The organism is Mycolicibacterium sp. SMGY-1XX (assembly GCF_059132455.1).
On sequence record NZ_CP101139.1, the window covers coordinates 1,409,733 to 1,432,584 of the forward strand.

The following is a 22,852-nucleotide window of genomic DNA, read 5'->3' on the forward strand; positions in this document are numbered from 1 at the left end:
GATCTCCGGAGAGTACTTCGACCGCATGTACGCCGCCGCCGACGATCCCTGGGAGCTGGCCTCGCGGTGGTACGAGCAGCGCAAGTACGCCATCACCATGGCGATGCTGCCGCAGCGCCGCTATCGGCATGCGTTCGAACCGGGCTGCTCCATCGGTGTTCTCACGGAATTGCTCACGCAGCGCTGCGATCACGTCACCGCGGTCGACGTCGCCGATGCCGCGTTGCAGACCGCGGCCACGCGGGTGGCTGCGGGTGCCACCTTCGCGCGCGGGGCGCTCGACGAGCCGTGGCCCGCCGGGCCGTTCGATCTGGTGGTGCTCAGTGAGGTGGGCTACTACTTGGATGCCGACCTGCTCACGGACGTGGTGGCGCGCGAGATCCCGCGGCTGGGGCAGGGTGCGACGGTGCTGGCCGCGCACTGGCGCCATCCCGTGGCCGACTACCCTCTCGCCGGTGACGAGGTGCACGAGATTTTGTGGGCGGCAACGGGATTGACACGCCTGGGCCGCTACCGGGACGACGACGTCGTCATCGACGTGTTCGACACCGGCGACGGGCTGTCGGTGGCCGCCCGGGAGCAGGTCCCCGGCGCGCGGTGACATCACCCTGGTTCTCGGGCGAGACCCTAGCCCACCGAGCGCGTCGCACCCTCCCAGAACTGCGCCCGCACGGCCTTCTTGTCCGGCTTGCCCAACCCTGTCAGCGGCAGCGACTCGGCGAGCACGACCTGCTTGGGTGACTGCACCGACCCCTTGCGTTCCTTCACCGCAGCCTGGATTTCGGACGTCATCGTCGCCACGGAAGCCTCATCGGACGGCGCGTGCGGACGCAGCACCACCACCGCGGTGACGGCCTCGCCCCACTTGTCATCCGGAGTGCCGACCACACACACCTGCGCCACCGACGGGTGCTCGGCGATCACGTCCTCGACTTCGCGGGGGAACACGTTGAACCCGCCGGTGACGATCATGTCCTTCACCCGGTCGACGATGAACCAGAAACCGTCCTCGTCTTCGCGAGCCATGTCGCCGGTGCGCAGCCAGCCGTCTTTGAACGTCTCCGCGGTCTGCTCGGGCAGCTGCCAGTACCCGCCGGCCAACAACGGCCCGGACACACAGATCTCACCCGGCTCGCCCTGCGGCACCGGATTGCCGTCGGCGTCCAACAACGCGCAGCGCGCGAACAACGTCGGACGCCCGCAGGAGGACAGCCGCTTCTCGTCGTGATCGGCTTTGGCCAGATACGAAATGGCCATCGGCGCCTCGGACTGCCCGTAGTTCTGCGCGAAGATCTTCCCGAAACGTTTGATGGCCTCGGCCAGCCGAACCGGATTGATGGCGGACGCGCCGTAATACACCGTCTCCAGCGACGACAGATCCCGCGTCCGCGAATCCGGGTGATCCATCAGCGCGTACAACATCGACGGCACCAGGAACGTCGCCGTGATTTTCTGCTCCTCGATCACACGCAGCACCTCGGCGGGATCGAATTTGGGCAGCACGAACATCTCGCCGCCCTTGATCGCGGTCGGCAGGAAGTACGCCGCACCGGCATGCGACAGCGGGGTGATCATCAGGAATCGCGGGGTCTCCGGCCACTCCCACTCGGCCAGCTGAATGGTCGTCATCGTGGTGGTGGCCTGCACCGTCATGATCACGCCTTTGGGTTTGCCGGTGGTGCCGCCGGTGTAGGTCAGCCCGCCGATGTGATCTGGCGGCAGATCAGCGGCGACCAGGGGACGGGGTGAGAACTTCGCGGCCTCGGCGTTGAGGTCGAGGACGGTGGCACCCGAGGAGGCCAGCTCCGGCGGCACCGGGCCGATGGTCAGGATCTGCTTGAGCGAGTCCACCTTGCCCAGCAGGCCCAGCGCCCGTTCGACGAACATCGGCTGCGGATCGATGATCAGCGACGTCACCCCGGCATCGGAGAGCACATAAGCGTGGTCGTCGAGCGAGCCGAGAGGGTGTAGTGCGGTGCGGCGGTAGCCCTGGGTCTGCCCGGCGCCCACGATCATCAGGACTTCAGGCCGGTTCAGCGACAGCAGGCCGGTGGCTGTTCCGCTTCCCGAGCCCACCGCTTCGAATGCCTGAATGTACTGGCTGATGCGGTCGGCGAGCTGCCCGCCGGTGAGTGTGGTGTCGCCCAGATGCAGTAGCGGCTTGCTCCGGTGGCGCTTGAGCGCCCCCGCGAGCAGGTGGCCGGAGTGGACGGGGTGGCGCAGCAGTTCGTCACTCATGAGACCCAAGACTAGAACGTGTTGCAGTTCTAGTCAGCAGTCGGGGCCAATAGCATTCGATTCATGCCGTTGCCTGCGCTGAACGACCTGCTGGACCGGGTGCACGTGGTCACGCTGCCGATGCGGGTGCGGTTCCGTGGCATCACCAGTCGCGAGATCGCGCTGTTCGACGGCCCTGCCGGCTGGGGCGAGTTCGGCGCCTTTCTCGAATACCAGCCGCCCGAGGCCGCGCACTGGCTGGCATCGGCCATCGACTCGGCCTACCACAGCGCGCCGCCGACTCATCGCGATCGGATCGCCATCAACGCCACGGTGCCCGCCGTGCCGGCCGCGCAGGTCCCCGAGGTGCTGGCGCGGTTCCCGGGGGCGGGCACGGCCAAGGTGAAAGTCGCCGAACCGGGGCAGACGCTGGCCGACGACGTGGCGCGGGTCAATGCGGTGCGGGCGCTGATCCCGACAGTGCGGGTGGACGCCAACGGTGGCTGGGCGGTGGACGAGGCGGTGACGGCCGCGGCCGCGCTGACCGCCGACGGACCGCTGGAGTATCTGGAGCAGCCCTGCGCGACGGTGCCCGAGCTCGCCGAAGTGCGCCGCCGCGTGCGGGTTCCGGTGGCCGCCGACGAGAGCATCCGCAAGGCCGAGGACCCGCTGCTGGTGGTCCGTGAGGGTGCCGCCGACATCGCGGTGCTGAAAGTGGCTCCATTGGGCGGGGTTTCGGCCTTCCTGACGATCGCCGGCCAGATCGACATCCCGGTGGTGGTGTCCAGCGCCCTGGATTCTGCGGTCGGTATCGGTGTCGGTCTGACCGCGGCCGCCGCGCTGCCGGCACTGCACCATGCGTGCGGGCTGGGCACCGGCGGCCTGTTCGTCGAAGACGTGGCCGAGGCGCGAGTTCCCGTCGACGGATTCCTGCCCGTCGCCCCCGTGACGCCCGACCCGGCCCGCCTCGATGCGCTGCAGGCGCCCGCCGACCGGCGCGACTGGTGGCGCACCCGCATCGGCGAGTGTCACGCCGTTCTCGCCCGGAGGTGAGTCCGCGTCCGGAGGAGGCACCCTTGACGCGCGAACTTGTCACTGTCTAGATTTGCAACTAGACACTGACAAGATGGGAGCGCGCTGATGACCTCCACCACGATCGCGGACCGGCGGATCGGTGACACCGACCGCGAGCGCACCGCAGCACAGCTCGGTCTGGCGCTGACGCAGGGCTACCTGGATTTCCCCGAGTACGAAGGCCGGATGGATCGCACCTTCGCGGCGAGCACCGTCGCCGAGCTCGGTCCGTTGGTCGCTGATCTCCCGGCGGTCATCCGTAGACACGACCCGCAACGGCAGGCCGCCGCGGCCCGGGCGGCGCGGCTGAGTGTGCGTATCCACCTTGCGGCCTACCTGTTGATGGTCGTCATCGTGCTGACGGTGTGGGCGGCCACGGCGTTGTTCGCCGGCGCGACCTACTTCTGGCCGGTATGGCCGATCCTGGGGGCGGGCGTCGGGCTGGCGTCCCACGCGATTCCCGTGCGGCTCGGCCTCAAGCGCGTCATGTCCTGATCTGTGGGCTCCATGGCGTAGACGCCATGAGGTCTGTGCGTCACGATCGACACCATGCGGCGGGCGGTGGTGATTCTCGGATACCCGGGCATCCAGTCGCTGGACCTGGTTGGGCCCTTCGACGTCTTCACTGCGGCAACCCTGCTGCTGGCCGCCGAACACGGCGACGAGGGATACCGGCGCGGCTACGACGTGAGAATCGTGTCGCTGGACGGGGCTGCGGTGTCGACGGGTACCGGGCTGACCTTTGTCGCGGCTCCCTTGCCTGATCCGCGTGAGCCGGTGGACTCGGTGGTGCTGCCCGGCGGCGGTGGTTCCGATGACGCGGACCCGCGGTTGCTGGACTGGATCCGGGCCGTCGCACCGCAGGCCCGCCGTGTGGTCAGCGTCTGCACCGGTGCCTTTCTTGCTGCCGGCGCGGGGCTGCTCGACGGCTGCCGGGCCACCACCCACTGGGGATATGCCGACCGGCTCGCCACCCGGTACCCGCTGGTGCACGTCGACCCCGAACCCATCTTCGTCCGGAGCTCGGAGAAGGTGTGGACGGCCGCGGGCGTCACCTCGGGCATCGACCTGGCACTGGCCCTGGTGGAGGACGACCACGGCACCGAACTGGCCCAGGCCGTCGCGCGTTGGCTGGTGCTGCCGCTGCGGCGCTCGGGCGGACAGACCCAGTTCGCGGCGCCGGTGTGGATGCCGCGGGCCAAACGCGCGCCGATCCGCGAGGTCCAGGACAGCATCGAAGCCGAACCCGGTGCCGCGCACAGCATTTCCGACCTCGCCCGTCGCGCGGCGATGAGTCCGCGACACTTCACCCGCGTCTTCACCGACGAGGTGGGGGAGGCGCCGGGGGCCTATGTCGAACGTATCCGCACCGAGGCGGCCCGCCGCCAGCTCGAACAGACCGACGACACCGTCGTCGCCATCGCCGCCCGCTGCGGATTCGGCACTGCAGAAACCATGCGCCGCAACTTCATTCGGCGCCTGGGCGTTCCGCCCGACCAGTACCGCCGCATGTTCGCCTAGGAGAAACCATGACTCAGCTCGCCATCGTCGTCTATCCCGGCTTCACCGCCCTGGATTTCATCGGCCCCTACGAGGTGCTGCGCAATCTGCCCGACACCGAGGTGCGGTTCGTCTGGCACGAAACCGGGCCCATCGCAGCCGATTCCGGTGTGTTGATGGTGGGCGCCACGCACACCTTCGATGAGACGCCGGCCCCCGACGTGCTGCTGATCCCCGGCGGCATGACCACCGTCGAGCACGCGCGCGACGAGAAGCTGCTGGCGTGGGTGCGGCAGGTGCACCAGCAGACCTTGTGGACGACGTCGGTGTGCAGTGGGTCGCTGATCCTGGCCGCCGCCGGGGTGCTCGACGGCAAGCGGGCCACGTCGCACTGGGCGGCGCTGCCGGTGCTCAGGGCGTTCGGTGTGACACCGGTCGGTGACCAGCGGATCGTCCACGAAGGCAAAGTCCTGACGGCTGCGGGCGTGTCGGCGGGGATCGACCTGGGCCTGTGGCTGGCCGCGCGCCTGACCGATGAGGCGCACGCCAAGACCGTGCAGCTGGTCATCGAATACGACCCGCAGCCGCCCTTTGATTCCGGTCACTTCTCGAAGGCGTCCGCCGCCACCAAGGCCACCGCAACGGCCCTGCTCGGCCGCGATCTCGTCAAACCGAAAGCCCTCAAGGCCAGCACGCTGCTGCTGTGGGACGAGGCCATCGGGCGACTTCGGGCTCAGCGCGCGAACACCGTCTCGGCCAGCATCCGTCGGCACCACCGCTCATAGGTCTGGAGGTCCCAGCCGCACGCCATCAGTCGCAGATAGGTCTCCACGCTGCCCAATGCCGCTGAGCCCTCGGCCAGTTCGTCCACCGGGACGTCCGTGCGGATCCAGCGCCGTTCGCGGTAGGCGTCGAACACGCGTCGCCACTGCAGCGTCACGCCGGCTATCAAATCGCGACGGTACCGGTCGAGCTCGGGGTCGCCGTTGGCGGCGCTGATCAGTGCTTCGGCCAGGGGCGCGATTCTGGTGTGCACCTCGCTCTGGGCCGCGACGAGCAGGCTGATGGCTTCGTCGGGATCTCGCGCGGCCACCAGCCGGCGTCCCACCTCGACGTTGAGGATGTTCTCCTCGCCGGAGACGCCCACCGCGGCCTGCTCGATCGCGGCGATCAGCAGGGCCGCCTTGGGGCCGTGGCCTTGCACGGTTTCGGCGGAGACCCCCGCCGCCGCCGCGATTCGACCCAGCGTCGTGCCCGCGTAACCCTCGGACGCGAACAGCTGCGCGGCGGCGTCCACAACGCGGTTGCGGGTCGCCTCGGCCTGCTGTTGGCGCAGCTCGGACTGGTATTTGCGGGGTTTCGGTATTGACTTGGGTGGCACAGTATTGAATACTACAGTGCAGTAGTCAGGGGGACTGCCATGCCATCCATCCTCATCGCCTGCATTCCTGCACACGGTCATGTGACGCCGCTGCTGGCCGCCGCCGAGAACTTCGTCAGGCGCGGCGACGACGTCCGATTCCTCACCGGGGCACGCTTCGCGGACAAGATCGCCGCGACGGGAGCGACCCACCTGCCATTGCCCGCCGAAGCCGATTACGACGAGTCCCTGTTCGACAGCTTCCCCGAGCGGGCGAAGCTGACGGGCACGAAGGCCATCGCGTTCGACGTCGAGCACGTGTTCGCCCGGCCCGCGAAGGCGCAGTACCACGCGATCGTCACGGCCATGGCAGCACGACCTGTGGACGTCGTTCTCGCCGACCCGGTGTTTCTCGGCGCCGCGTTCCTGCTCGCGCACCGCCGTCCCGAACGCCCGGCCGTCGTCATGTGCGGCGTCATCCCACTGTGCGTCGAAAGCCACGACATCCCGCCGTTCGGCATGGGACTTCGGCCGGCCCGAGTGCTCAACCGCCCGCGCAACGCCGCGCTGCTCGCGGTGAGTCGCCACGTGCTGCGACAGTCCTATCGGACGATCAATGACCTGCACCGGCAGGTGCACGGCGTCGACATGCCGGGCACCCTGATGAACTGGCCGCGCCGAGCAGACGCGGTCGTCCAGTTCGGCGTGCCGTCGTTCGAGTATCCGGTGAGCGACGCACCGCCGGAGCTTCACTTCGTCGGCCCCTTGTCAGGGGTGTCACACGCTCCGTTGCCGCAGTGGTGGTCCGATCTGGACGGGACACGGCCCGTCGTGCACGTCACCCAGGGCACGGTCGCCAACGTCGACTACGACCAGGCCATCGCGCCGACGCTGCTCGCCATGGCCGACGAGGACGTGCTGGTGGTGGTCTCAACCGGCAACCGCCCGCTCGACACGCTGCCCCCGCTGCCCGCCAACGCCCGCGCGGCGACATATCTGCCCTATGACGAATTGCTGCCCCGCACAGCCGTTTACGTCACGAACGGCGGATACGGCGGGGTGCAGTACGCGCTGCGCCACGGTGTGCCGATCGTGGCCACCGGCGGCAAAGAGGACAAGCCCGAGGTCGGGGCCCGGGTGGCCTGGTCCGGCGTCGGACGGCGGATCAGAAGTGAACGACCGAGCCCGCGCGCGCTGAAGCGGGACATCATGGCGGTGCTCAGTCAGCCGCGTTACCGGCAGGCGAGCCGTCGCGTCGCGGCGGACATCGCCGCGGCGCCCGGATTCGACGGCCTGGCCGCGGTGGTCGACAACGTGATCGCGGCGCGCACCCGGGCGTGAAAAGGCGCGCTGAGCGGTCGTAATCGCACGTAGTAACTTGGGCCGGGTGATCAACCTGGCCTATGACGACCGCGGCTCCGGTGACCCGGTGCTGTTCATCGCCGGACGCGGGGGAGCCGGACGCACGTGGCATCTACACCAGGTGCCGGCCTTCCAGCGGGCGGGCTACCGGGTCCTCACGTTCGACAACCGCGGCGTCGGCGCCACCGAGAACGCCAACGGCTTCACCACCGCGACGATGGTCAACGACACCGCCACCCTGATCGAAGAGCTGGTGGGCGGGCCGGTTCGTATCGTCGGGGTCTCGATGGGCAGCTTCATCGCCCAGGAACTCATGGTCGCGCGTTCCGAGCTGGTGAGCGAGGCCGTCCTGATGGCCACCCGCGGCCGTCACGACCACACCCGCGGATTCTTCATCGAGGCCGAGAAGAAGCGGATGGAAGCCGGTGTCGAGCTGCCGCCGGACTACAGCGCGAAAATCCGTATGCTGGAGAGCTTTTCGCCGGTCACCCTGAACAACGACCGGGTGGCGGCCGACTGGATCGAGATGTTCACCATGTGGCCGGAGCGCAACACCCCGGGCCTGCTGGCGCAACTGCAGGTGGCGCCGTACGAGAACCGCCTGCCGGTGTACCGCAGCATCGCCAACCGGGTACTGGTCATCGGGTTCGCCGACGACGTGGTGACGCCGCCGCACCTGGGCGCCGAGGTGGCCGACGCCATCCCGAATGCGAAATTCCGCAAGATCCGGGAGGCGGGCCACCTCGGGTTCATCGAACAGCCCGAGGCCGTCAACACCGCGATCCTGGAGTTCTTCGGGGCCGGAAACACGCCGAGGCGCTCCTTGAACGTCTTGTGACAGGCTGTAGTAATGAACCCTTCGACGGCACAGGCACGCATCGTCGTCGACGAACTGGTCCGCGGCGGCGTCCGGGACGTTGTGCTGTGTCCCGGCTCGCGTAACGCCCCGCTGGCATTCGCCCTGGCCGACGCCGACCGCGCGGGCCGCATCCGCCTGCACGTGCGCATCGACGAACGCACCGCGGGCTTCTTGGCCATCGGTCTGGCGGTCGCCGGAGCAGCGCCGGTGCCGATCGCCATGACCTCGGGCACCGCGGTGGCCAACCTGGGCCCGGCGGTGGTCGAGGCCAACTACGCCCGTGTCCCGCTCATCGTGTTGAGCGCCAACCGTCCCTATGAGCTGCTGGGCACCGGCGCCAGCCAGACCATGGAGCAGCTGGGCTACTTCGGTACGCAGGTGCGCGCCACCATCAGCCTGGGTCTGGCCGAAGACGCCGTGGAAAAGCAGGCTGCGCAGTGGCGGTCGGCGACGTGCCGGGTCCTGGTCGCGGCCACCGGCGCGCGCAGCGGCAACGCCGGCCCCGTCCAGTTCGACATCCCACTGCGCGAGCCGCTGGTCCCCGACACCGATAACGGCCCGATACCTGCGGGCAGGCCCAACGGCCGGCCGTGGACCTACACCCCGCCGGTGAGCTTCGATCAGCCGCTGGACATCGACATCACCCCGGACACCGTGGTGATCTCGGGTCACGGCGCCGGGGCACATCCCGCGCTGGCCGAGCTGCCGACGGTCGCCGAGCCCACCGCACCGGCTGCGGCCAACCCGCTGCACCCGCTGGCGTTGCCGCTGCTGCATCCCAAACAGGTCATCATGGCCGGCCGGCCGACCCTGCACCGTCCGGTGTCGTCGCTGCTGGCCGACCCGTCGGTGCCGGTGTTCGCGCTGACCACCGGGCCGCGCTGGCCGGATGTGTCCGGCAACTCCCAGGCCACCGGCACCCGGGCCATCACCAGCGGCGCGCCCAACCCGGCGTGGCTCAAGCGCTGCGCCGACGTCCACGCCCACGCGCTCGACGCGGTGCGCACCCAGTTGCAGGCGCACCCGCTGACCACCGGCCTGCACGTCGCGGCGGCCATCGCCGATACCGTGCGCGACGGCGACCAGCTGATCCTGGGTGCGTCCAACCCGGTGCGCGACGCGGCCCTGGTGGGGCTGCTGCCGCACGGGGTGAAGGTGCGGTCCAACCGCGGTGTGGCCGGGATCGACGGCACGGTGTCGACGACCGTCGGCGCCGCCTTGGCGCATCCGGGCCGGACCATCGCGTTGATCGGCGACCTGACCTTCGTCCACGACAGTTCGGGCCTGCTGATCGGGCCCACCGAACCGTCGCCGCAGCAGCTGACCATCGTGGTGTCCAACGACAACGGCGGCGGCATCTTCGAACTGCTCGAGCAGGGCGACCCCCGTTTCCAGGACGTGTCGTCCCGGGTGTTCGGCACCCCGCACGACGTGGACGTCGGCGCCCTGTGCCGGGCCTACCACGTCGACCACACCCCGCTCGAACTCGCCGACCTGCCTGCCGCCCTCGACGAACCGTTCACCGGGATGCGGGTGCTCGAGGTGAAGGCCGACCGTTCGTCGCTGCGGGCGCTGCACGCGGCGATCAAGGCGGCGCTGTAGTGCTCCTGAGGCTCAAGGGGGTCTGGGACATCCTGCTGCATGGCCCGGGCGGCGAGGTGTCGCACACCAGGCCGGGCCGCTTCATCCGCTGGGCGCGGGTGGCGGTGCTCGTCATCGTGTCGCTGGTGACGCTGCAGTCGGTGCTGTTGGTGGCCGGGGCCTACCGCAACGACCTGGCCATCGAGAGCAACATGGGGGTGGCCGCGGCCGAAGTGCTCGACGCCGGCCCGCGCCGCTCGACCATCGAGTTCGTCACCCCCGACCGGGTGACCTACCGGCCGGAGCTGGGCGTGCTGTACCCGTCGGAGCTGGAGAACGGTATGCGGATCTACGTCGAATACGACCGGTCCAACCCGGACCTGGTGCGCGTCCAGGACCGCAACGCACTGCTGGCCATCATCCCGGCCCTGTCGGTGGCCGTCGTCGGCTGGCTGGTGGCGGCCGCGGCGCTGTTCGGGCTGGCGGCATTGGAGAAACGGTTCGAACTCAGCGCAGCAGCGTCGTGAGCCAGTCGTCCTCGGTGATGTCGACCACCTCGTCGTTGTTCAGGTCGTACACCAGGGGGGTGCCCAGGCTGTCGGGCGAAACATCCTCCAGCGCGGCGAAATTGACCTCCAGCAGCTGCACAGGGTCCACGGCGGACTCGCCGTCGGCGATGCGCGCGACGATCTCGTCGGCCAGCCCGCTGTCGGTGGCGATATCGGCGAAATCCTGATCGGTGAAATCGAAGAACGACAGATCCTGGTTGGCCCACAGGTCTTCGACGTAGGTCTGGAAGGTCCCGGCGTCGGTGGCCTGGTCGACGGCCAGGAACATGGTGTTGCTGGCGGCGGCGGAGTAGTCGGTCATGTACTCGTCGTCGAGGAAGGTCAACGGGCGGTAGGTGACGGTCAGCTGGCCGTTCTCGATGGCGGCCTTGAGGTCTTCGCCGTGCATGGCCTGCAGATCGGCGCAGTGCGAGCACTGCGGTTCGGTGAAGATCTCCACCTGCACGGGGGCGTCGGCGAAACCGGTCACGATGCCGAAGCCGTCCGGGGTCAGTGCCACCCCGGGCTGACGCGGGTCGGGCACGGCCACGCCGGCGATCTCCTTCGCGCAGCCCGTCAGCGTGAGCGCCAACGCCGCCGTCAGCGCGACGACCGTCCTCGTGTGTCGCATCAAAACCTCGCTTTCGGCACAAAACCTACCGTCTCGCCGACTCTTCGCGTGACGTCTTCCTGGCGGCAACCTTGCCGAAAGCCTGTCCTGTCATGGTTCTGGCGTGCGCGTTGCGATCGTCGCGGAGAGTTTCCTGCCGAATGTCAACGGAGTCACCAACTCGGTGCTGCGGGTGCTGGAGCATCTGCGCCGCACCGGTCATGAGGCTCTGGTGATCGCCCCTGACACTCCGCGTGGCGAGCCGGCGGCCGACAAACTGTATGACGGGATCCGGGTCCACCGGGTGCCGTCGAAGATGTTCCCCAAGGTGACCTCACTGCCGTTGGGTGTGCCGAGGCCCCGAATGGTCGGGGTGCTGCGGGGTTTCGACCCCGATATCGTGCACCTGGCGTCGCCGGCCCTGCTGGGGTACGGCGGTCTGCACGCGGCCCGGTACCTGGGGGTGCCGACGGTGGCGGTGTTCCAGACCGATGTCGCCGGGTTCGCGACCAGCTACGGTGTCCCGGCGCTGTCACGGGCGTCGTGGGCGTGGACGCGGCATCTGCACAGCCGCGCCGACCGCACCCTGGCGCCGTCCACTGCGGCCATGGAAGACCTTGCCGCTCATCGCATCCCGCGGGTACACAAGTGGGGTCGCGGTGTCGACGTCACCGGTTTCGCGCCGTCGGCCCGCTCCGATGAGTTACGCCGGGTGTGGTCGCCGTCCGGGAAACCGGTGGTGGGCTTCGTCGGCCGGCTGGCGCCGGAAAAGCACGTCGAGCGCCTGGCCGCACTGGCTCAGCGAGAGGATCTGCAGCTGGTGATCGTCGGCGACGGCATCGACCGTCAGAAGCTCGAAAATGCTTTGCCATCAGCGGTTTTCACCGGCGCATTGTACGGTGAGCAGCTGGCCACCGCGTACGCGTCGATGGATGTGTTCGTCCATCCCGGTGAGCACGAGACGTTCTGTCAGACCGTGCAGGAGGCCATGGCCTCGGGTGTACCGGTGATCGCGCCGAACGCCGGCGGGCCACGGGATCTGGTGTCGCCGTTGCGCACCGGTCTGCTGCTCGATGTGCCGGAGTTCGAATCACGCCTGCCCGCGGCGGTGGATCACCTGCTGGCCGAGCGTGGCCGCTACACCGGTGCGGCCCGGCGCAGCGTGTTGAGCCGCACCTGGCCGGCGATCTGCGATGAGCTGCTCGGTCACTACGAGGCCGTCCTGGGCGCCCGCCGCGCCCGCGCCGCCTAAACCGTGCGATTTGGGCGCGCTCGCAACCGCTGAGCGGTTACCAGCGCGCCCAAATCCCGACTAACCCTGGGCGAGCACCGCGACCGGCTGCCATTCCTCCCAGGTCTTGAGCCGGTTCTCGTAGTCGGCTTTGGCCAACGAGAGCGGCAGCTCGCCGAAGAACACCCGCAGCGGCGGCTTCTCGGCGTCCACCACCTTCAGCAGCGCCTGTGCCGACGCCACCGGATCGCCGGACTTGGCCACGCGCTTGGCGCGGGCGGCGTTGGCCGCCTCGTGGGCTTCGGCGTAGTCCTGCAGCGGTGTCGCGCGCTTGGACGACGGCCCGGCCCAGTCGGTGTCGAAACCGCCCGGCTCGATCAGCGTGACGTGCACACCGAACGACTCGACTTCCTGCGCCAGTGCCTGTGAGAAACCCTCGAGTGCCCACTTCGAGGCGTGGTAGATACCGACGTTCTGGAAGGCGGTGATCCCGCCGATGGAGGACACCTGGATGATGTGCCCACTGCGCTGTGCCCGCAGGTACGGCAAAGCGGCCTGGGTGATCCACAGGGCGCCAAACACATTCGTCTCGATCTGGTCGCGCGCTTCCTGCTCGGAGAGTTCCTCGATGAACCCGAACTGTCCGTAGCCGGCGTTGTTGACCACGATGTCGAGTCGGCCGAAGTGCTCGTGAGCCTGCGCCACGGCGGCGAAGTCGGCGTCGCGGTCGGTGACATCGAGTGTGATCGGCAACAGGGCGTCGCCGTACTTGGCCACCAGGTCGTCCAGGGTCGCGGTATCGCGGGCCGTCGCGGCAACCTTGTCGCCGCGCTCCAGCGCCGCGATCGTCCACTCCCGGCCGAAGCCGCGGGAGGTGCCCGTGATGAACCAGACCTTCTCTGCCATGTTGCCCCTTCGTGGTTGCTGTCTTCGGCTACCAACACTGGCGGATGACGCCCATTCCCGGAAGGCAAAAGTTCACAGGTAGCGTTAAGTAGGTGAGCCGCGCGACGCTGGACAAGGACCCCCACGAGGTCGCCTCGATGTTCGACGCCGTGGCCCGTCGTTACGACCTCACCAACACCGTGCTCTCGATGGGCCAGGATCGCTTCTGGCGGCGCGCCACCCGGTCGGCGTTGCGGATCGGGTCGGGGGACAGCGTGCTCGACCTCGCGGCCGGTACGGCCGTGTCCACGGTGGAACTCGCGAAGTCCGGCGCGTGGTGTGTGGCGTGCGATTTCTCGGTCGGCATGCTGGCCGCCGGCGCCGCCCGGCCCGTCCCGAAGGTGGCCGGCGACGCCACGAAATTACCGTTCGATGACGGGGTTTTCGACGCGGTGACCATCAGCTTCGGTTTGCGCAATGTGGTCGACACGGTGGGTGGGCTGCGCGAGATGGCGCGGGTGACCAAGCCGGGTGGCCGCCTGGTGGTGTGCGAGTTCTCCACGCCGACGGTTCCGGTGTTCGCGACCGTCTACAAGGAGTACCTGATGCGGGCGCTGCCGGCGATGGCACGCGTGGTGTCCAGCGATCCGGAGTCCTATGAGTATCTGGCCGAGTCCATCCGCGCCTGGCCCGATCAGGCGGCATTGGCGCGGCTGATCTCGGAGGCTGGCTGGTCGCAGGTCCGGTGGCGCAATCTGACTGCAGGCATTGTCGCTCTGCACGCCGCCACCAAACCCATCGGGGTCTGAGCCAGCATCACTGCTGGAAATGTGCTCTTTCGTAATGTGGCGCGTCCTGCCGTGGGCCCGGCCCGGGCGGGCTGGCTTTGCCCTTGACCGATGCGTGCAAAAGTGGCAAACGAGACAGTTTCTGCCACTTGGGCCTCGTTATCGGCGACCAACAGCTGCGATGTTATCTTCGTGACCGTCATTTGCAATTCCAGCAATCGACCGGCATGTCAATATGTGACCTTCATCATTTGCATACATTCTGGCTCGCTTGGGTACAAGGAGCCGTGTTACGAATTAGCTACCGTAACGATCAGCCAACGCAGGGCGTTCGGGGGACGGCCGAAAAAGTCATGCGCATCTGATCCACAGAAACGCCCGCAGCCAGACCGCCCGACTCTGTAACGGAAGACGTGTTGATGACCCCTGCGATCAGTATCCGCGACGCCCTGCCGGGTGATGACCCGCTGCCCTCGGTGTCGGTGATCATCCCGGCGCTCAATGAAGCGCGAAACCTGCCGCATGTTGCCCAACGCATGCCCGCCGGGATCGATGAGATCGTGGTCGTCGACGGTGGCTCCGTCGACGACACCGTGGCCGTCGCCCGCCAGCTGTGGCCGGACGCCGTGCACATCCAGCAGACCCGGAAAGGCAAGGGCAATGCACTCGCCTGCGGGTTCGCCGCCGCCTCCGGCGACATCATCGTCGCCATCGATGCCGACGGCAGCACCGATCCGGCGGAGATCCCTCGTTTCGTCGGCGCGCTGCTGGCCGGCGCCGATTTCGCCAAGGGCTCCCGCTTCATCGCCGGCGGCGGCAGCGTCGACATCACCAGGATCCGCCGCGCCGGCAACTGGGGACTCAACGCACTGGTGAACATCCTGTTCTCGGCCACCTACAGCGATCTGTGCTACGGCTACAACGCTTTCTGGCGGTACTGCCTCGACGTCATCGACCTGCCGGACAGCACCACTCGCGAACCGCAGTGGGGTGACGGATTCGAGATCGAGACGATGGTCAACGTCCGTGCCGTCGCACGCGGTCTGACCATCGCCGAGGTGCACAGCCACGAGGCTAACCGGATTCACGGGGAGAGCAATCTCAATGCGGTGCGCGACGGCCTGCGGGTGCTGCGCACCATCTGCAGCGAATTCCATTCGCACAGCAGGGTGAAAGCCCCGCGCACCAGCGCCGACACCAACGTCATCCCGTTCGGCACCTTCCTCCGCCGCCGCCTCGGCCGCCGCGCGGTCACCGCACCCACTGTCGAAAATCTGCCCCGGGAGCGAGCGCAGTGACCGGCCTGGTGCAGGTGGACAGCCGGCCCGCCGCCGCCGGCGACGCCGACCGTCCCAAGGTGTCGCTGTGTGTGCCCGCCTACCAGGCCGAACGGCACATCCGCCGCACCATCGAGAGTCTGCTGGCACAACGGCACGACGACTTCGAAGTGGTGGTGCTCGACAACAACTGCACCGACGGCACCGCAGCGGTGCTGAACAGCTTCGACGACAACCGGATTCGCGTGGTCCGCAACGATTCCACGGTTCCGCTGGTGGACAACTTCAACCGTGCGGTGGCCGAGTGCCGGGGCGACTACGTCAAACTCGTGTGCGCCGACGACATCCTGCACCCCGAATGCGTCGCCGCGCAGACCGCTGTCCTGGACAGCAACCCCGACGTCGCCCTTGTCGGCGTGCAGACCGATTTCGTCGACGACGAAGGCGTGCTGCTGCGGCCCGGCCGTGGCCTGCGGGGAGTCATCGGACGCCACCCCGCCGACCGTGTGGTCCGGCGCATCGTCCGCAGCGGAACCAACCCCATCGGAGCCCCCGCGGCGGTGATGTTCCGGCGCGCCGATTTCCTCCGTGCCGGCGGTTTCCGTGACGAACTGCTGTTCCTCGCCGATGTCGAGCTGTGGGTCCGCCTGCTGCATCACGGCGAGTTCTACGGCATCCCACGCACTCTCGCGTCGTTCCGGTTCGGCAGCCAGACCGTCTCGGCCACCATGGCGGTTCGCTCACAGCTGGCGCAGCACAAGGCGTTTGTCAGTGTCCTCGCCGCGCAGCAACGCTGGGGCATCACGGGTACCGACCGGATGATCTGCCGGGTCAACACCTACGACAAGCAGTTACGGCGAATCGTCCTCTTCGCGATCAGTAAACGCCGTGACGCGCGACGGCATCGATGACGCTGGCGGAAGAGGCTCCCGCGCAGCGTAATCTGCGCCTGAACACCTACTCCCTGATCTTCTCCAACCTGCTGACCGGCGTGCTGGGCCTGGCGTTCTGGGGTGCCGCCGCGCGGTTGTACCCGCCAGAAGCGGTGGGCGTCGGGTCGGCGGTGCTGAACTCGGCGATCATGCTGGCGGCGCTGTCGTTGTTGAGTATCGACGCGCTGTTCGAGCGGTTCCTGCCTCTGGCCGGCACCCGCACCGGCGGGCTGCTGCTGCGCGGTTTCCTGGTGGTCGCGTGTGCGGCGTTGGTCGCCGGCATCGGAGCCGTGTTCCTGGGGCCCGACGAGCTTTTCGTGTCCAGCTGGATGGTGCTGCTGTACCCACTGCTGGTGGTGGAGCATGCGTTGTTCACGTTGCAGGACAAGGCCACCACCGGCCTGGGCGTCGCCCGCTGGGCGGCGGCCAAGAACACCTTCCACGCCGTGGTCAAGCTGGTGGCCCTCGTCGCTTTCGCGTGGACCGGCAGTGCGCTGGCCATCGTGTTGTCCTGGGGTGTGACGGGCGCGCTCGCGGTGATCGTCATCCTGGCGGCGATGCAGCACCGCTACCGCACCGACCCGCGATTCCTGGCCGCCCCCACCCTGCCGCCCCGCCGGGAGATCGCGCAGTACTTCGGGCCGTCGTTCGGTCTCACCGCGGCCTCGGTGGTCGCACCTCTGGTGGTGCCGCTGATCGTGCTCAGCCAGTTCGGCGCAGTGGCCAACGCGCATTTCACCATTGCGTGGGCCATCGTCAGCGTGCTGTACATGACCATGCACCTGATCATCAGCCCGTTCGTGGCCGAGGTCGCAGCACACCCCGACAAGGTGGCGAGCCTCTCGAAGCGGATGGTGCAGATGACCTCGATCGCCGCGCTCGTCGGCAGTCTGGGGCTGGTGACCGCGGGCCCGTTCGCGTTGGGCCTGGTGGGTGGGGAGTACCGGCAGCACGGCGAGTCGCTGTTGTACCTTGCCGCACTGTTCATCCCGCTGTCAGCGGTGTCGGCCATCTACGAGGGTTTCGCCCGGGTGGAGCGCCGCCTGGGGCTGATCTTCGGTATCCGGGTCACGGCGGCGACGCTGATCATCGGCGGGTCTTTCGTGACCACCGACATGTTTGGGGTCATCGGTGTGGGTTGGGCCTACCTGGCGGTGGAATCGGTGACCGCCGCGCTGCTGATCGTGCCGGTGCTGCGCTACTTCCGGCGCAACAAACGGGATCCGGGTTGGCTGGCGCGGGCCAATCCGCCCGACGCGGATTCACCAGCTGGTGCGCCACCGCCCGTTCAGCCCGGGGAAGTGTTGTGACACTTCGCCGAGGATGTCGGGGACGGTGAGCAGTATCTCGTCGGGTGCCGCGGCTTCGAGGGTCTCCGGAGCGATGATCGGGATGTCGGTGCCCGGCATTCGGCGACCCTGCTTGGCGGTGGACGCGTCGGCGACGCCCGCCAGGAGCCGCCGGTCCAGGCCGGCCAGGCAGAACAGCGCCACCGCACGGGAGGACGCCCCGTAGGCGTAGACCCGGTTCTGCGTTGATTCCAGCCAGTTTCGCAACGCTGCTGACTGAGCACGGGCACCGCGCCCCAGTTGTGCGACCACCGACGGTTCGGTGATTCCGAAGCGTTGTTCGCGCTCCAGGATCGCCGAGGTGGTCGGGTCGGGCTCGGCGTGACCGTGCACTGCGGCGGCCAAGACGGTGCCTCCGTAGAGGTCGAATTCCCATGACGCCGCCACACTCATCCCCACCGCACTCAGCAGTCTGCGCAGCGCGGTCAGTGAGTAGTAGCCGAAGTGGCCGTGCCGCAGGGCATTCCACTGACCCTGCTCCACGATCGTCAACAGTGAGTGGAACTGCAGCAGCAGCACCCCGCCCGGGGCCGTCGCGGCGCTGCGGATACGGAACGCCTCCCGCTGGTCGGCGTCGTGCATGATCCCGAAGCAGTCCAGCACGATGAGGGCGGTCTCGGCGCTGGCGAAGTCGGGTAGCAGCGGAAGCCAACTTCCGCCGTGGGGGCTGCCGAACTCCCGGACGGTGGTACCGCGCAACCAGCCGGCCTCGGCCACTCGGTGCACCGCGTCGGCGGCTTGTAATCGCAGCGCCAACGGCTCGATACCGCGCGGTTCCTCGGTGTCGGTGTCGTCGTCGGCCAATTGCGCCAGCCCGCACCCCGAACACAGGACCATGCTCAGCGGGTGTGTCGATTCCCGGTCGGACAGCGGTGTTTCCGCCGGCGGGAAATGGTCGGCCGCCGGCACCAGACCCAGATCCAGCACCGGATGCAGATCCGGTCCGGCGCATCCGCGACACGATTTCATGCCACAATCACCCGGTGCGGATCGAGCAGGCGCGGCTGGCGGATGTGTTGGTACTCAACAACGAACCTCATCATGATCACCGTGGCTTCTTCTCGCGGACCTTCGATGCGGACATCTTCGACAGCTACCTCGGTGCGGCGGTGTCGGCGACCTTCGTCCAGGACTCCCAGTCCCGCTCGGTGCAGGGAACGCTGCGCGGGATGCACGGCCGTTCCGGCCGGGGTGAGGCCAAGCTGGTGCGGTGCGCCCGGGGAGCGGTGTCCGACGTGCTGGTCGATATCCGCAGAGATTCGCCGACGTTCGGTCAGCAGCAGACGTTCCTGCTCGACGACAACACTTTTCGCCATCTGTACATCCCGCCCGGGTTCTTGCACGGATTTCAGGCACTGACTCCCGAGGCCGACGTGTGCTACCGGATCGACCGGCCGCACGACCCGGCCGAGGACCTCTCGGTCAACCCTCATGACACCGAACTCGCCATCGCGTGGCCGCAACCGGTGACACAGATCTCGGCACGCGATGCGGCGGCGGGAAGCTGGGCTGAGCTGCTCACCAAGCTGTAGCCCGATGCATCTCCGGCAGCGGGAAGTACAGTTGCCCGCCCCACTCGGCGATATAGCTCAGCTGCGCGGTCAACTCGGTTTCCAGGTTCCACGGCAAGGCCAGCACCACGTCGGGCCGGTCGATGGCCAGCAGGGCGGGATCGTGGATCGGAATCCGCGTACCGGGGGTGAATCTGCCGTGTTTGTAGGGGTTTCGGTCGACGATGTACTCGATCAGATCCGAGCGGATGCCGGCGTAGTTGAGCAGCGTGTTGCCCTTGCCCGGCGCGCCATAGCCGACCACGCGTTTGCCTTCGGCGCGGCAGTCCAGCAGGAAGCGGAGCAGTTCGTGCCGAATCGCCTCGGTGCGGCCCTTCAGCTGACGGTATCCGTCGACCTCGTGCAGCCCGTGGGCGGCTTCGGTGGCGAGCACGTCACGCACCCGCTGGCTGGGCTCTCCGGCAGCCGCGAGCGGACGCGCCCACAGCCGGATCGATCCGCCATGGGTGGTCAACAGCTCGACATCGACCACCGCCAGATCAGCACTGGCCAACGCCCGCATGGCCGACAACACGGTGTAGTACTGGAAATGTTCGTGATAGATGGTGTCGAACTGGCCGTACCGCACCAGATCCAGCGCGTGGTGCACTTCGATGCTGAGCCAGCCCTGGTCATCCAGCAGTGCCCGCAACGCCCGGGTGAAGCCGAGGAGATCCGGGATGTGGGCATACACGTTGTTGGCCACCACCAGGTCGGCAGGGCCGTGTTCAGCCCGCACGTCGGCCGCCAGGGCCTCGTCCAGAAAGGCGGTGGTGGTGGGCACTCCGCGTTCTCGCGCTGCGAGGCCGACATTCACCGACGGCTCGATACCGAGGCAGGGGATTCCGGCCGAAACCACATGTTGGAGCAGGTATCCGTCATTGCTGGCCACCTCGACCACCAGCGAGTCGGGTCCCAGCCCCAGCCGTCGGGTGGTCTCGGCGACAAATGTCTTGGCATGCGCCACCCAGCTGTCCGAGAACGACGAGAAGTAGGCGTACTCGGTGAAGGTGTCCTCCGGAGTGATGAGTGCCGGGATCTGCAGCAGCAGGCAATCCTCACACAGCCGCAGATGCAGCGGGTATGTCGATTCCGGTAGATCGAGTTCGGCTTCGGAGAGGAACTTCTCGCAGGGCGGTGTGGCGCCCAGATCGAGAATGCTGCGCAACCGGTCGGAGTCACACAGTCTGCAGCGCATGCTCACTCCAGAACAGTCGGCTGTCGAGTTGTCCGGTGGCAAGCAGGTATTCGATCTGCTTGAGCCGGGTGTGGCCGCGGCCGTAGAACATCGCCTCGGTCAGTTCGATGGCGCCGTACACGCGGTGCAGCTGTGCAGCTCCGCGGGCCACGTCCCATTGCGCGGTGAACTCGGGGAACACGTTCCGGATCCGGGAGAAGTCCACCCGGTAGCTGCGCTGGTCCGCGCTGGGTGGGCCGAAAGTGACCGTGCAGCCCGGGAATTCGTCACCCACCGCTGTCGCGATATCGCGCACGGTGCGGTTGTTCTCGTCGCTGCCGACGTTGACCACCAGAGTGTGCACGGTTTCGCGGTCGGCGGTCAGCGCGCACCTGATCGCCTGGGCGATGTCCAGGCCGTGCACCAGCGGACGCCATGGGGTGCCGTCGCTGGTCATGGCGATGGTGCTGTTCACCCACGCCAGTCCGGCAAGGTTGTTCAGCACGATGTCGAACCGCATCCGCGGCGAGGCGCCGAAAGCGGTGGCGTTGCGCAGGAACGTCGGCGAGAAACCGTCGTCTGCCATCGCGGTCAGGTCCCGTTCCACCATGGCCTTGCACTTCGCGTACGCCGTCAGCGGATTCAGCGGGCTGGTCTCGTCGACGATACCGTCCGCCGCGCCGTACACGCTGCACGAGGACATGTAGACGAACCGCGTCACCCCAGCCTGTTTGGCGCACTGCGCCAGATGGACGCTGCCCCCGTGGTTGATGTCGTAGGTGACCTCGCCGATCAGGTCGCCCAGCGGGTCGTTGCTGAGCTCCGCCATGTGCACCACGGCGTCGAAACCGCGGAGATCGTCGACGGTGACGTCACGGATATCGCGGACCAGTGTCGCCGGTGTGTAGGGCCCGGTGCCGGCCAGACGTTCCGAGCACAGCCAACCCGACTTGTAGTAGCCGGTGTCCAGCCCCACCACCTCGATACCGTGGGAATGCAGGTACGGCGCCACCAGCGCACCAAGGTAACCGTCGGATCCGGTGATCAAGACACGCATGAGTGTTCTTCCAATTCGATAGTGATCTTGTCCGCGACAAAGCCTTCGGCGTAGCGGTGTTGGCACTGGACGCCGCGGATTCTCATCAGGCCGAGGAAGGCCTCGGCGTCGAACCACGGCTTGCCGGTCTGGGAGGGATAGCTGGTGTGCAGCAGCCGTTCCTTCTGCGCGGCGATCTCCGCGGTGACCGGGTGGAACACGTTGGGGGTGGGCAGATCCGACTCCCACTTGAGAATCTCGTAGCCCCAGTACAGGTGCCCGCGGAACTCGGTGGGCATCACCTCGGCGAGCAGCCGGTGATCCTGGTGGGCATCGTGTCGCTGCGGGCCGATCACCAGATCGGGTTCGCAGGTGCGCCGGAACTCGGCCACCCGGCTTTTCACCTCACTCCAGTGCAGGGGCAGCCTGCCGTCCGGAAAGCCGGCTACCGTCAGGTGCACCTGGGCGTCGCCGCACATCGCCGCAAACGCGTTCTTCTCCTCGATCTCCCGTTCGGTCCCGGCTCCGGTGAGCACCAGAGCGTGGACCACGAGGCCGGGATTGCGCCGGGTCAGCTGCAGCAGGGTGGCTCCGGCGCCGATCGCGATGTCGTCGCAGTGCGCCCCGACCACCGCGACACTCGAAATGCTCTGCGGTGACAGCGTCGTCACGCGGCGGCCTTGTTCTCCCAGAGCGCCCACGGCCGCACGCCCTTGTTGTAGTCGGTGTCGAGTTCGGCGCGCTCTTTGAAGGTGTCCGCCGGCTTCCAGAACCCTTCGTGGCGGTAGCCGATCAACTTTCCGGTGCCGGCCAAGGAGAAGCAGGCGTCACCCACCAGATCGCCGTTCTCCGGAATCAGGTCGATGACGTCACGGTGCAGCACAAAATAGCCGCCGTTGATCCCGACGGACATCTCGGCCAGCGGCTGGACCTCTTTGACCTCACCGGTGGGGGAGAGGTCGACACAATGGAACGACGAGGCCGGCGGAACCACCAGCATCGAGGCGAGAGCCCCGTTGTTGACGGTGTTCTCGACCATCGTGTCGAGCGGGGCATCGGTCAGGACGTCGGCGTAATTGGCCAGGAAGTAGTCGTCATCGCCGAGGTACTTACGGACCCGGCGGAGCCGCTCGCCGATGGGGGATTCGATACCGGTTTCGGCGAAGGTGATGGTCCAGTCGGCGATATCCGACGACAGCATCTGCACCTTGCCGTCGGCCAGCACGAAGTCGTTCGAGGGGGTCTCGTTGTAGCGCAGGAAGTACTCCTTGATCTTCTCTGCGCCGTAGCCCAGGCACAGGATGAAGTCCTTGTGGCCGTGGTGGGCGTAGTACTGCATCACGTGCCAGACCAGCGGGCGTGGGCCCACCATCTGGAGTGGCTTGGGTATGACGTCGTCCTGCGCGGTGCGCATCCGCATCCCGTAGCCACCGCAGAACAAGACAACCTTCATACTTCGCTCCCTGTTGAACACCGGTCACGGTCACGCGCTGACACGATCGGACCGTTACCACTG

Annotated in this window: 24 protein-coding genes; 15 read left to right on the forward strand and 9 right to left on the reverse strand. The window is 67.6% G+C overall.

The genetic code is table 11. The features are described 5' to 3' along the window. Position 1: 1 nt before the first annotated feature. Positions 2-601 (forward strand): SAM-dependent methyltransferase, encoded by a 600-nt coding sequence (locus NL241_RS06960; protein WP_494398256.1) that lies wholly within the window; start codon positions 2-4, stop codon positions 599-601. A gap of 26 nt (positions 602-627) precedes the next feature. Here NL241_RS06960 and fadD8 read toward each other — a convergent pair whose 3' ends face one another. After that, positions 628-2,238, reverse strand: a complete 1,611-nt coding sequence (fadD8, locus tag NL241_RS06965) for a fatty-acid--CoA ligase FadD8 (RefSeq protein ID WP_494397123.1) — start codon at positions 2,236-2,238, stop codon at positions 628-630. Between the two features lie 63 nt (positions 2,239-2,301). Between fadD8 and NL241_RS06970 the strand changes: the two genes are divergently transcribed. From NL241_RS06970 to NL241_RS06985, 4 genes are all read left to right on the forward strand, one after another. Then, positions 2,302-3,270 carry an o-succinylbenzoate synthase gene (locus NL241_RS06970; protein ID WP_487691580.1) on the forward strand — a complete coding sequence of 323 codons (969 nt, stop codon included), beginning with the start codon at positions 2,302-2,304 and terminating at the stop codon, positions 3,268-3,270. Between the two features lie 87 nt (positions 3,271-3,357). Then, positions 3,358-3,786 carry a DUF1707 domain-containing protein gene (locus NL241_RS06975; RefSeq protein WP_487691579.1) on the forward strand — a complete coding sequence of 143 codons (429 nt, stop codon included), beginning with the start codon at positions 3,358-3,360 and terminating at the stop codon, positions 3,784-3,786. A 54-nt stretch (positions 3,787-3,840) separates the two neighbouring features. After that, positions 3,841-4,812: a GlxA family transcriptional regulator gene (locus NL241_RS06980; RefSeq protein WP_494397124.1), complete on the forward strand. Its 972-nt coding sequence runs from the start codon at positions 3,841-3,843 to the stop codon at positions 4,810-4,812. An 8-nt stretch (positions 4,813-4,820) separates the two neighbouring features. Beyond that, on the forward strand, positions 4,821-5,576 hold the full coding sequence (locus NL241_RS06985) for a DJ-1/PfpI family protein (protein WP_494397125.1): 756 nt from the start codon (positions 4,821-4,823) through the stop codon (positions 5,574-5,576). Here NL241_RS06985 and NL241_RS06990 read toward each other — a convergent pair. Further along, complete coding sequence (locus NL241_RS06990) at positions 5,525-6,172, reverse strand: TetR/AcrR family transcriptional regulator (protein ID WP_487691576.1); 648 nt, start codon at positions 6,170-6,172, stop codon at positions 5,525-5,527. The two genes, NL241_RS06985 and NL241_RS06990, sit on opposite strands and share 52 nt — an antisense overlap. Before the next feature lie 39 nt (positions 6,173-6,211). Here NL241_RS06990 and NL241_RS06995 point away from each other — a divergent pair, with 39 nt between their 5' ends. Genes NL241_RS06995 through NL241_RS07010 form a run of 4 tightly spaced genes read left to right on the forward strand, consistent with a single transcriptional unit; the run spans position 6,212 to position 10,480 of the window. Continuing rightward, a complete protein-coding gene (locus NL241_RS06995) occupies positions 6,212-7,492 on the forward strand; it encodes a glycosyltransferase (RefSeq protein ID WP_494397126.1) in 1,281 nt (426 codons plus the stop codon). A gap of 49 nt (positions 7,493-7,541) precedes the next feature. After that, positions 7,542-8,351, forward strand: coding sequence for an alpha/beta fold hydrolase (locus NL241_RS07000; RefSeq protein ID WP_487691942.1), 810 nt, complete (start codon positions 7,542-7,544; stop codon positions 8,349-8,351). Positions 8,352-8,363: 12 nt separating this feature from the next. Continuing rightward, positions 8,364-9,974 (forward strand): 2-succinyl-5-enolpyruvyl-6-hydroxy-3-cyclohexene-1-carboxylic-acid synthase, encoded by a 1,611-nt coding sequence (menD, locus tag NL241_RS07005; protein ID WP_494397127.1) that lies wholly within the window; start codon positions 8,364-8,366, stop codon positions 9,972-9,974. Positions 9,975-9,979: 5 nt separating this feature from the next. Then, the gene (locus tag NL241_RS07010) at positions 9,980-10,480 is read left to right on the forward strand and encodes a DUF3592 domain-containing protein (RefSeq protein ID WP_487691941.1); all 501 of its coding nucleotides are present in this window, start codon (positions 9,980-9,982) and stop codon (positions 10,478-10,480) included. On the opposite strand, the gene NL241_RS07015 is transcribed toward NL241_RS07010, so the two are convergent. Further along, entirely contained in the window at positions 10,461-11,132 is a 672-nt protein-coding gene (locus NL241_RS07015) for a DsbA family protein (RefSeq protein ID WP_494397128.1), read from the reverse strand. The genes NL241_RS07010 and NL241_RS07015 overlap by 20 nt on opposite strands. Before the next feature lie 103 nt (positions 11,133-11,235). Here NL241_RS07015 and NL241_RS07020 point away from each other — a divergent pair, with 103 nt between their 5' ends. Then, a complete protein-coding gene (locus NL241_RS07020) occupies positions 11,236-12,363 on the forward strand; it encodes a glycosyltransferase family 4 protein (RefSeq protein WP_494397129.1) in 1,128 nt (375 codons plus the stop codon). Positions 12,364-12,423: 60 nt separating this feature from the next. Here NL241_RS07020 and NL241_RS07025 read toward each other — a convergent pair whose 3' ends face one another. Beyond that, positions 12,424-13,248 (reverse strand): SDR family oxidoreductase, encoded by an 825-nt coding sequence (locus NL241_RS07025; RefSeq protein ID WP_487691571.1) that lies wholly within the window; start codon positions 13,246-13,248, stop codon positions 12,424-12,426. A gap of 92 nt (positions 13,249-13,340) precedes the next feature. On the opposite strand from NL241_RS07025, the gene NL241_RS07030 reads away from it, so the two are divergent. The 4 genes from NL241_RS07030 to NL241_RS07045 all read left to right on the forward strand — a co-directional run bounded on the left by NL241_RS07030 (position 13,341) and on the right by NL241_RS07045 (position 17,534). Further along, a complete protein-coding gene (locus NL241_RS07030; protein ID WP_487691569.1) occupies positions 13,341-14,036 on the forward strand; it encodes a demethylmenaquinone methyltransferase in 696 nt (231 codons plus the stop codon). Between the two features lie 398 nt (positions 14,037-14,434). Continuing rightward, positions 14,435-15,313, forward strand: coding sequence for a glycosyltransferase family 2 protein (locus tag NL241_RS07035; RefSeq protein ID WP_494397130.1), 879 nt, complete (start codon positions 14,435-14,437; stop codon positions 15,311-15,313). Then, positions 15,310-16,203, forward strand: coding sequence for a glycosyltransferase (locus NL241_RS07040; protein ID WP_494397131.1), 894 nt, complete (start codon positions 15,310-15,312; stop codon positions 16,201-16,203). Before NL241_RS07035 ends, NL241_RS07040 begins: the two co-directional genes overlap by 4 nt. Beyond that, positions 16,200-17,534: a lipopolysaccharide biosynthesis protein gene (locus NL241_RS07045; RefSeq protein WP_494397132.1), complete on the forward strand. Its 1,335-nt coding sequence runs from the start codon at positions 16,200-16,202 to the stop codon at positions 17,532-17,534. Before NL241_RS07040 ends, NL241_RS07045 begins: the two co-directional genes overlap by 4 nt. Here the strand turns inward: NL241_RS07045 and NL241_RS07050 are convergent. Then, on the reverse strand, positions 17,487-18,542 hold the full coding sequence (locus NL241_RS07050; RefSeq protein ID WP_494397133.1) for a class I SAM-dependent methyltransferase: 1,056 nt from the start codon (positions 18,540-18,542) through the stop codon (positions 17,487-17,489). The two genes, NL241_RS07045 and NL241_RS07050, sit on opposite strands and share 48 nt — an antisense overlap. 14 nt (positions 18,543-18,556) lie before the next feature. Here NL241_RS07050 and NL241_RS07055 point away from each other — a divergent pair, with 14 nt between their 5' ends. Next, positions 18,557-19,105 carry a dTDP-4-dehydrorhamnose 3,5-epimerase family protein gene (locus tag NL241_RS07055; protein ID WP_487691564.1) on the forward strand — a complete coding sequence of 183 codons (549 nt, stop codon included), beginning with the start codon at positions 18,557-18,559 and terminating at the stop codon, positions 19,103-19,105. Here the strand turns inward: NL241_RS07055 and NL241_RS07060 are convergent. From NL241_RS07060 to NL241_RS07075, 4 genes are read right to left on the reverse strand one after another with little or no spacing between them, the layout of a single operon-like run. Further along, positions 19,092-20,321 carry a methyltransferase domain-containing protein gene (locus NL241_RS07060; RefSeq protein WP_494397134.1) on the reverse strand — a complete coding sequence of 410 codons (1,230 nt, stop codon included), beginning with the start codon at positions 20,319-20,321 and terminating at the stop codon, positions 19,092-19,094. The two genes, NL241_RS07055 and NL241_RS07060, sit on opposite strands and share 14 nt — an antisense overlap. Beyond that, positions 20,302-21,357 (reverse strand): NAD-dependent epimerase/dehydratase family protein, encoded by a 1,056-nt coding sequence (locus NL241_RS07065; protein WP_494397135.1) that lies wholly within the window; start codon positions 21,355-21,357, stop codon positions 20,302-20,304. Before NL241_RS07065 ends, NL241_RS07060 begins: the two co-directional genes overlap by 20 nt. Continuing rightward, the gene (locus NL241_RS07070) at positions 21,345-22,007 is read right to left on the reverse strand and encodes a PIG-L deacetylase family protein (protein WP_494397136.1); all 663 of its coding nucleotides are present in this window, start codon (positions 22,005-22,007) and stop codon (positions 21,345-21,347) included. Before NL241_RS07070 ends, NL241_RS07065 begins: the two co-directional genes overlap by 13 nt. Continuing rightward, complete coding sequence (locus NL241_RS07075) at positions 22,004-22,789, reverse strand: sugar phosphate nucleotidyltransferase (RefSeq protein ID WP_487691560.1); 786 nt, start codon at positions 22,787-22,789, stop codon at positions 22,004-22,006. The genes NL241_RS07070 and NL241_RS07075 overlap by 4 nt, the downstream gene beginning before the upstream one ends. Positions 22,790-22,852: the final 63 nt, after the last annotated feature.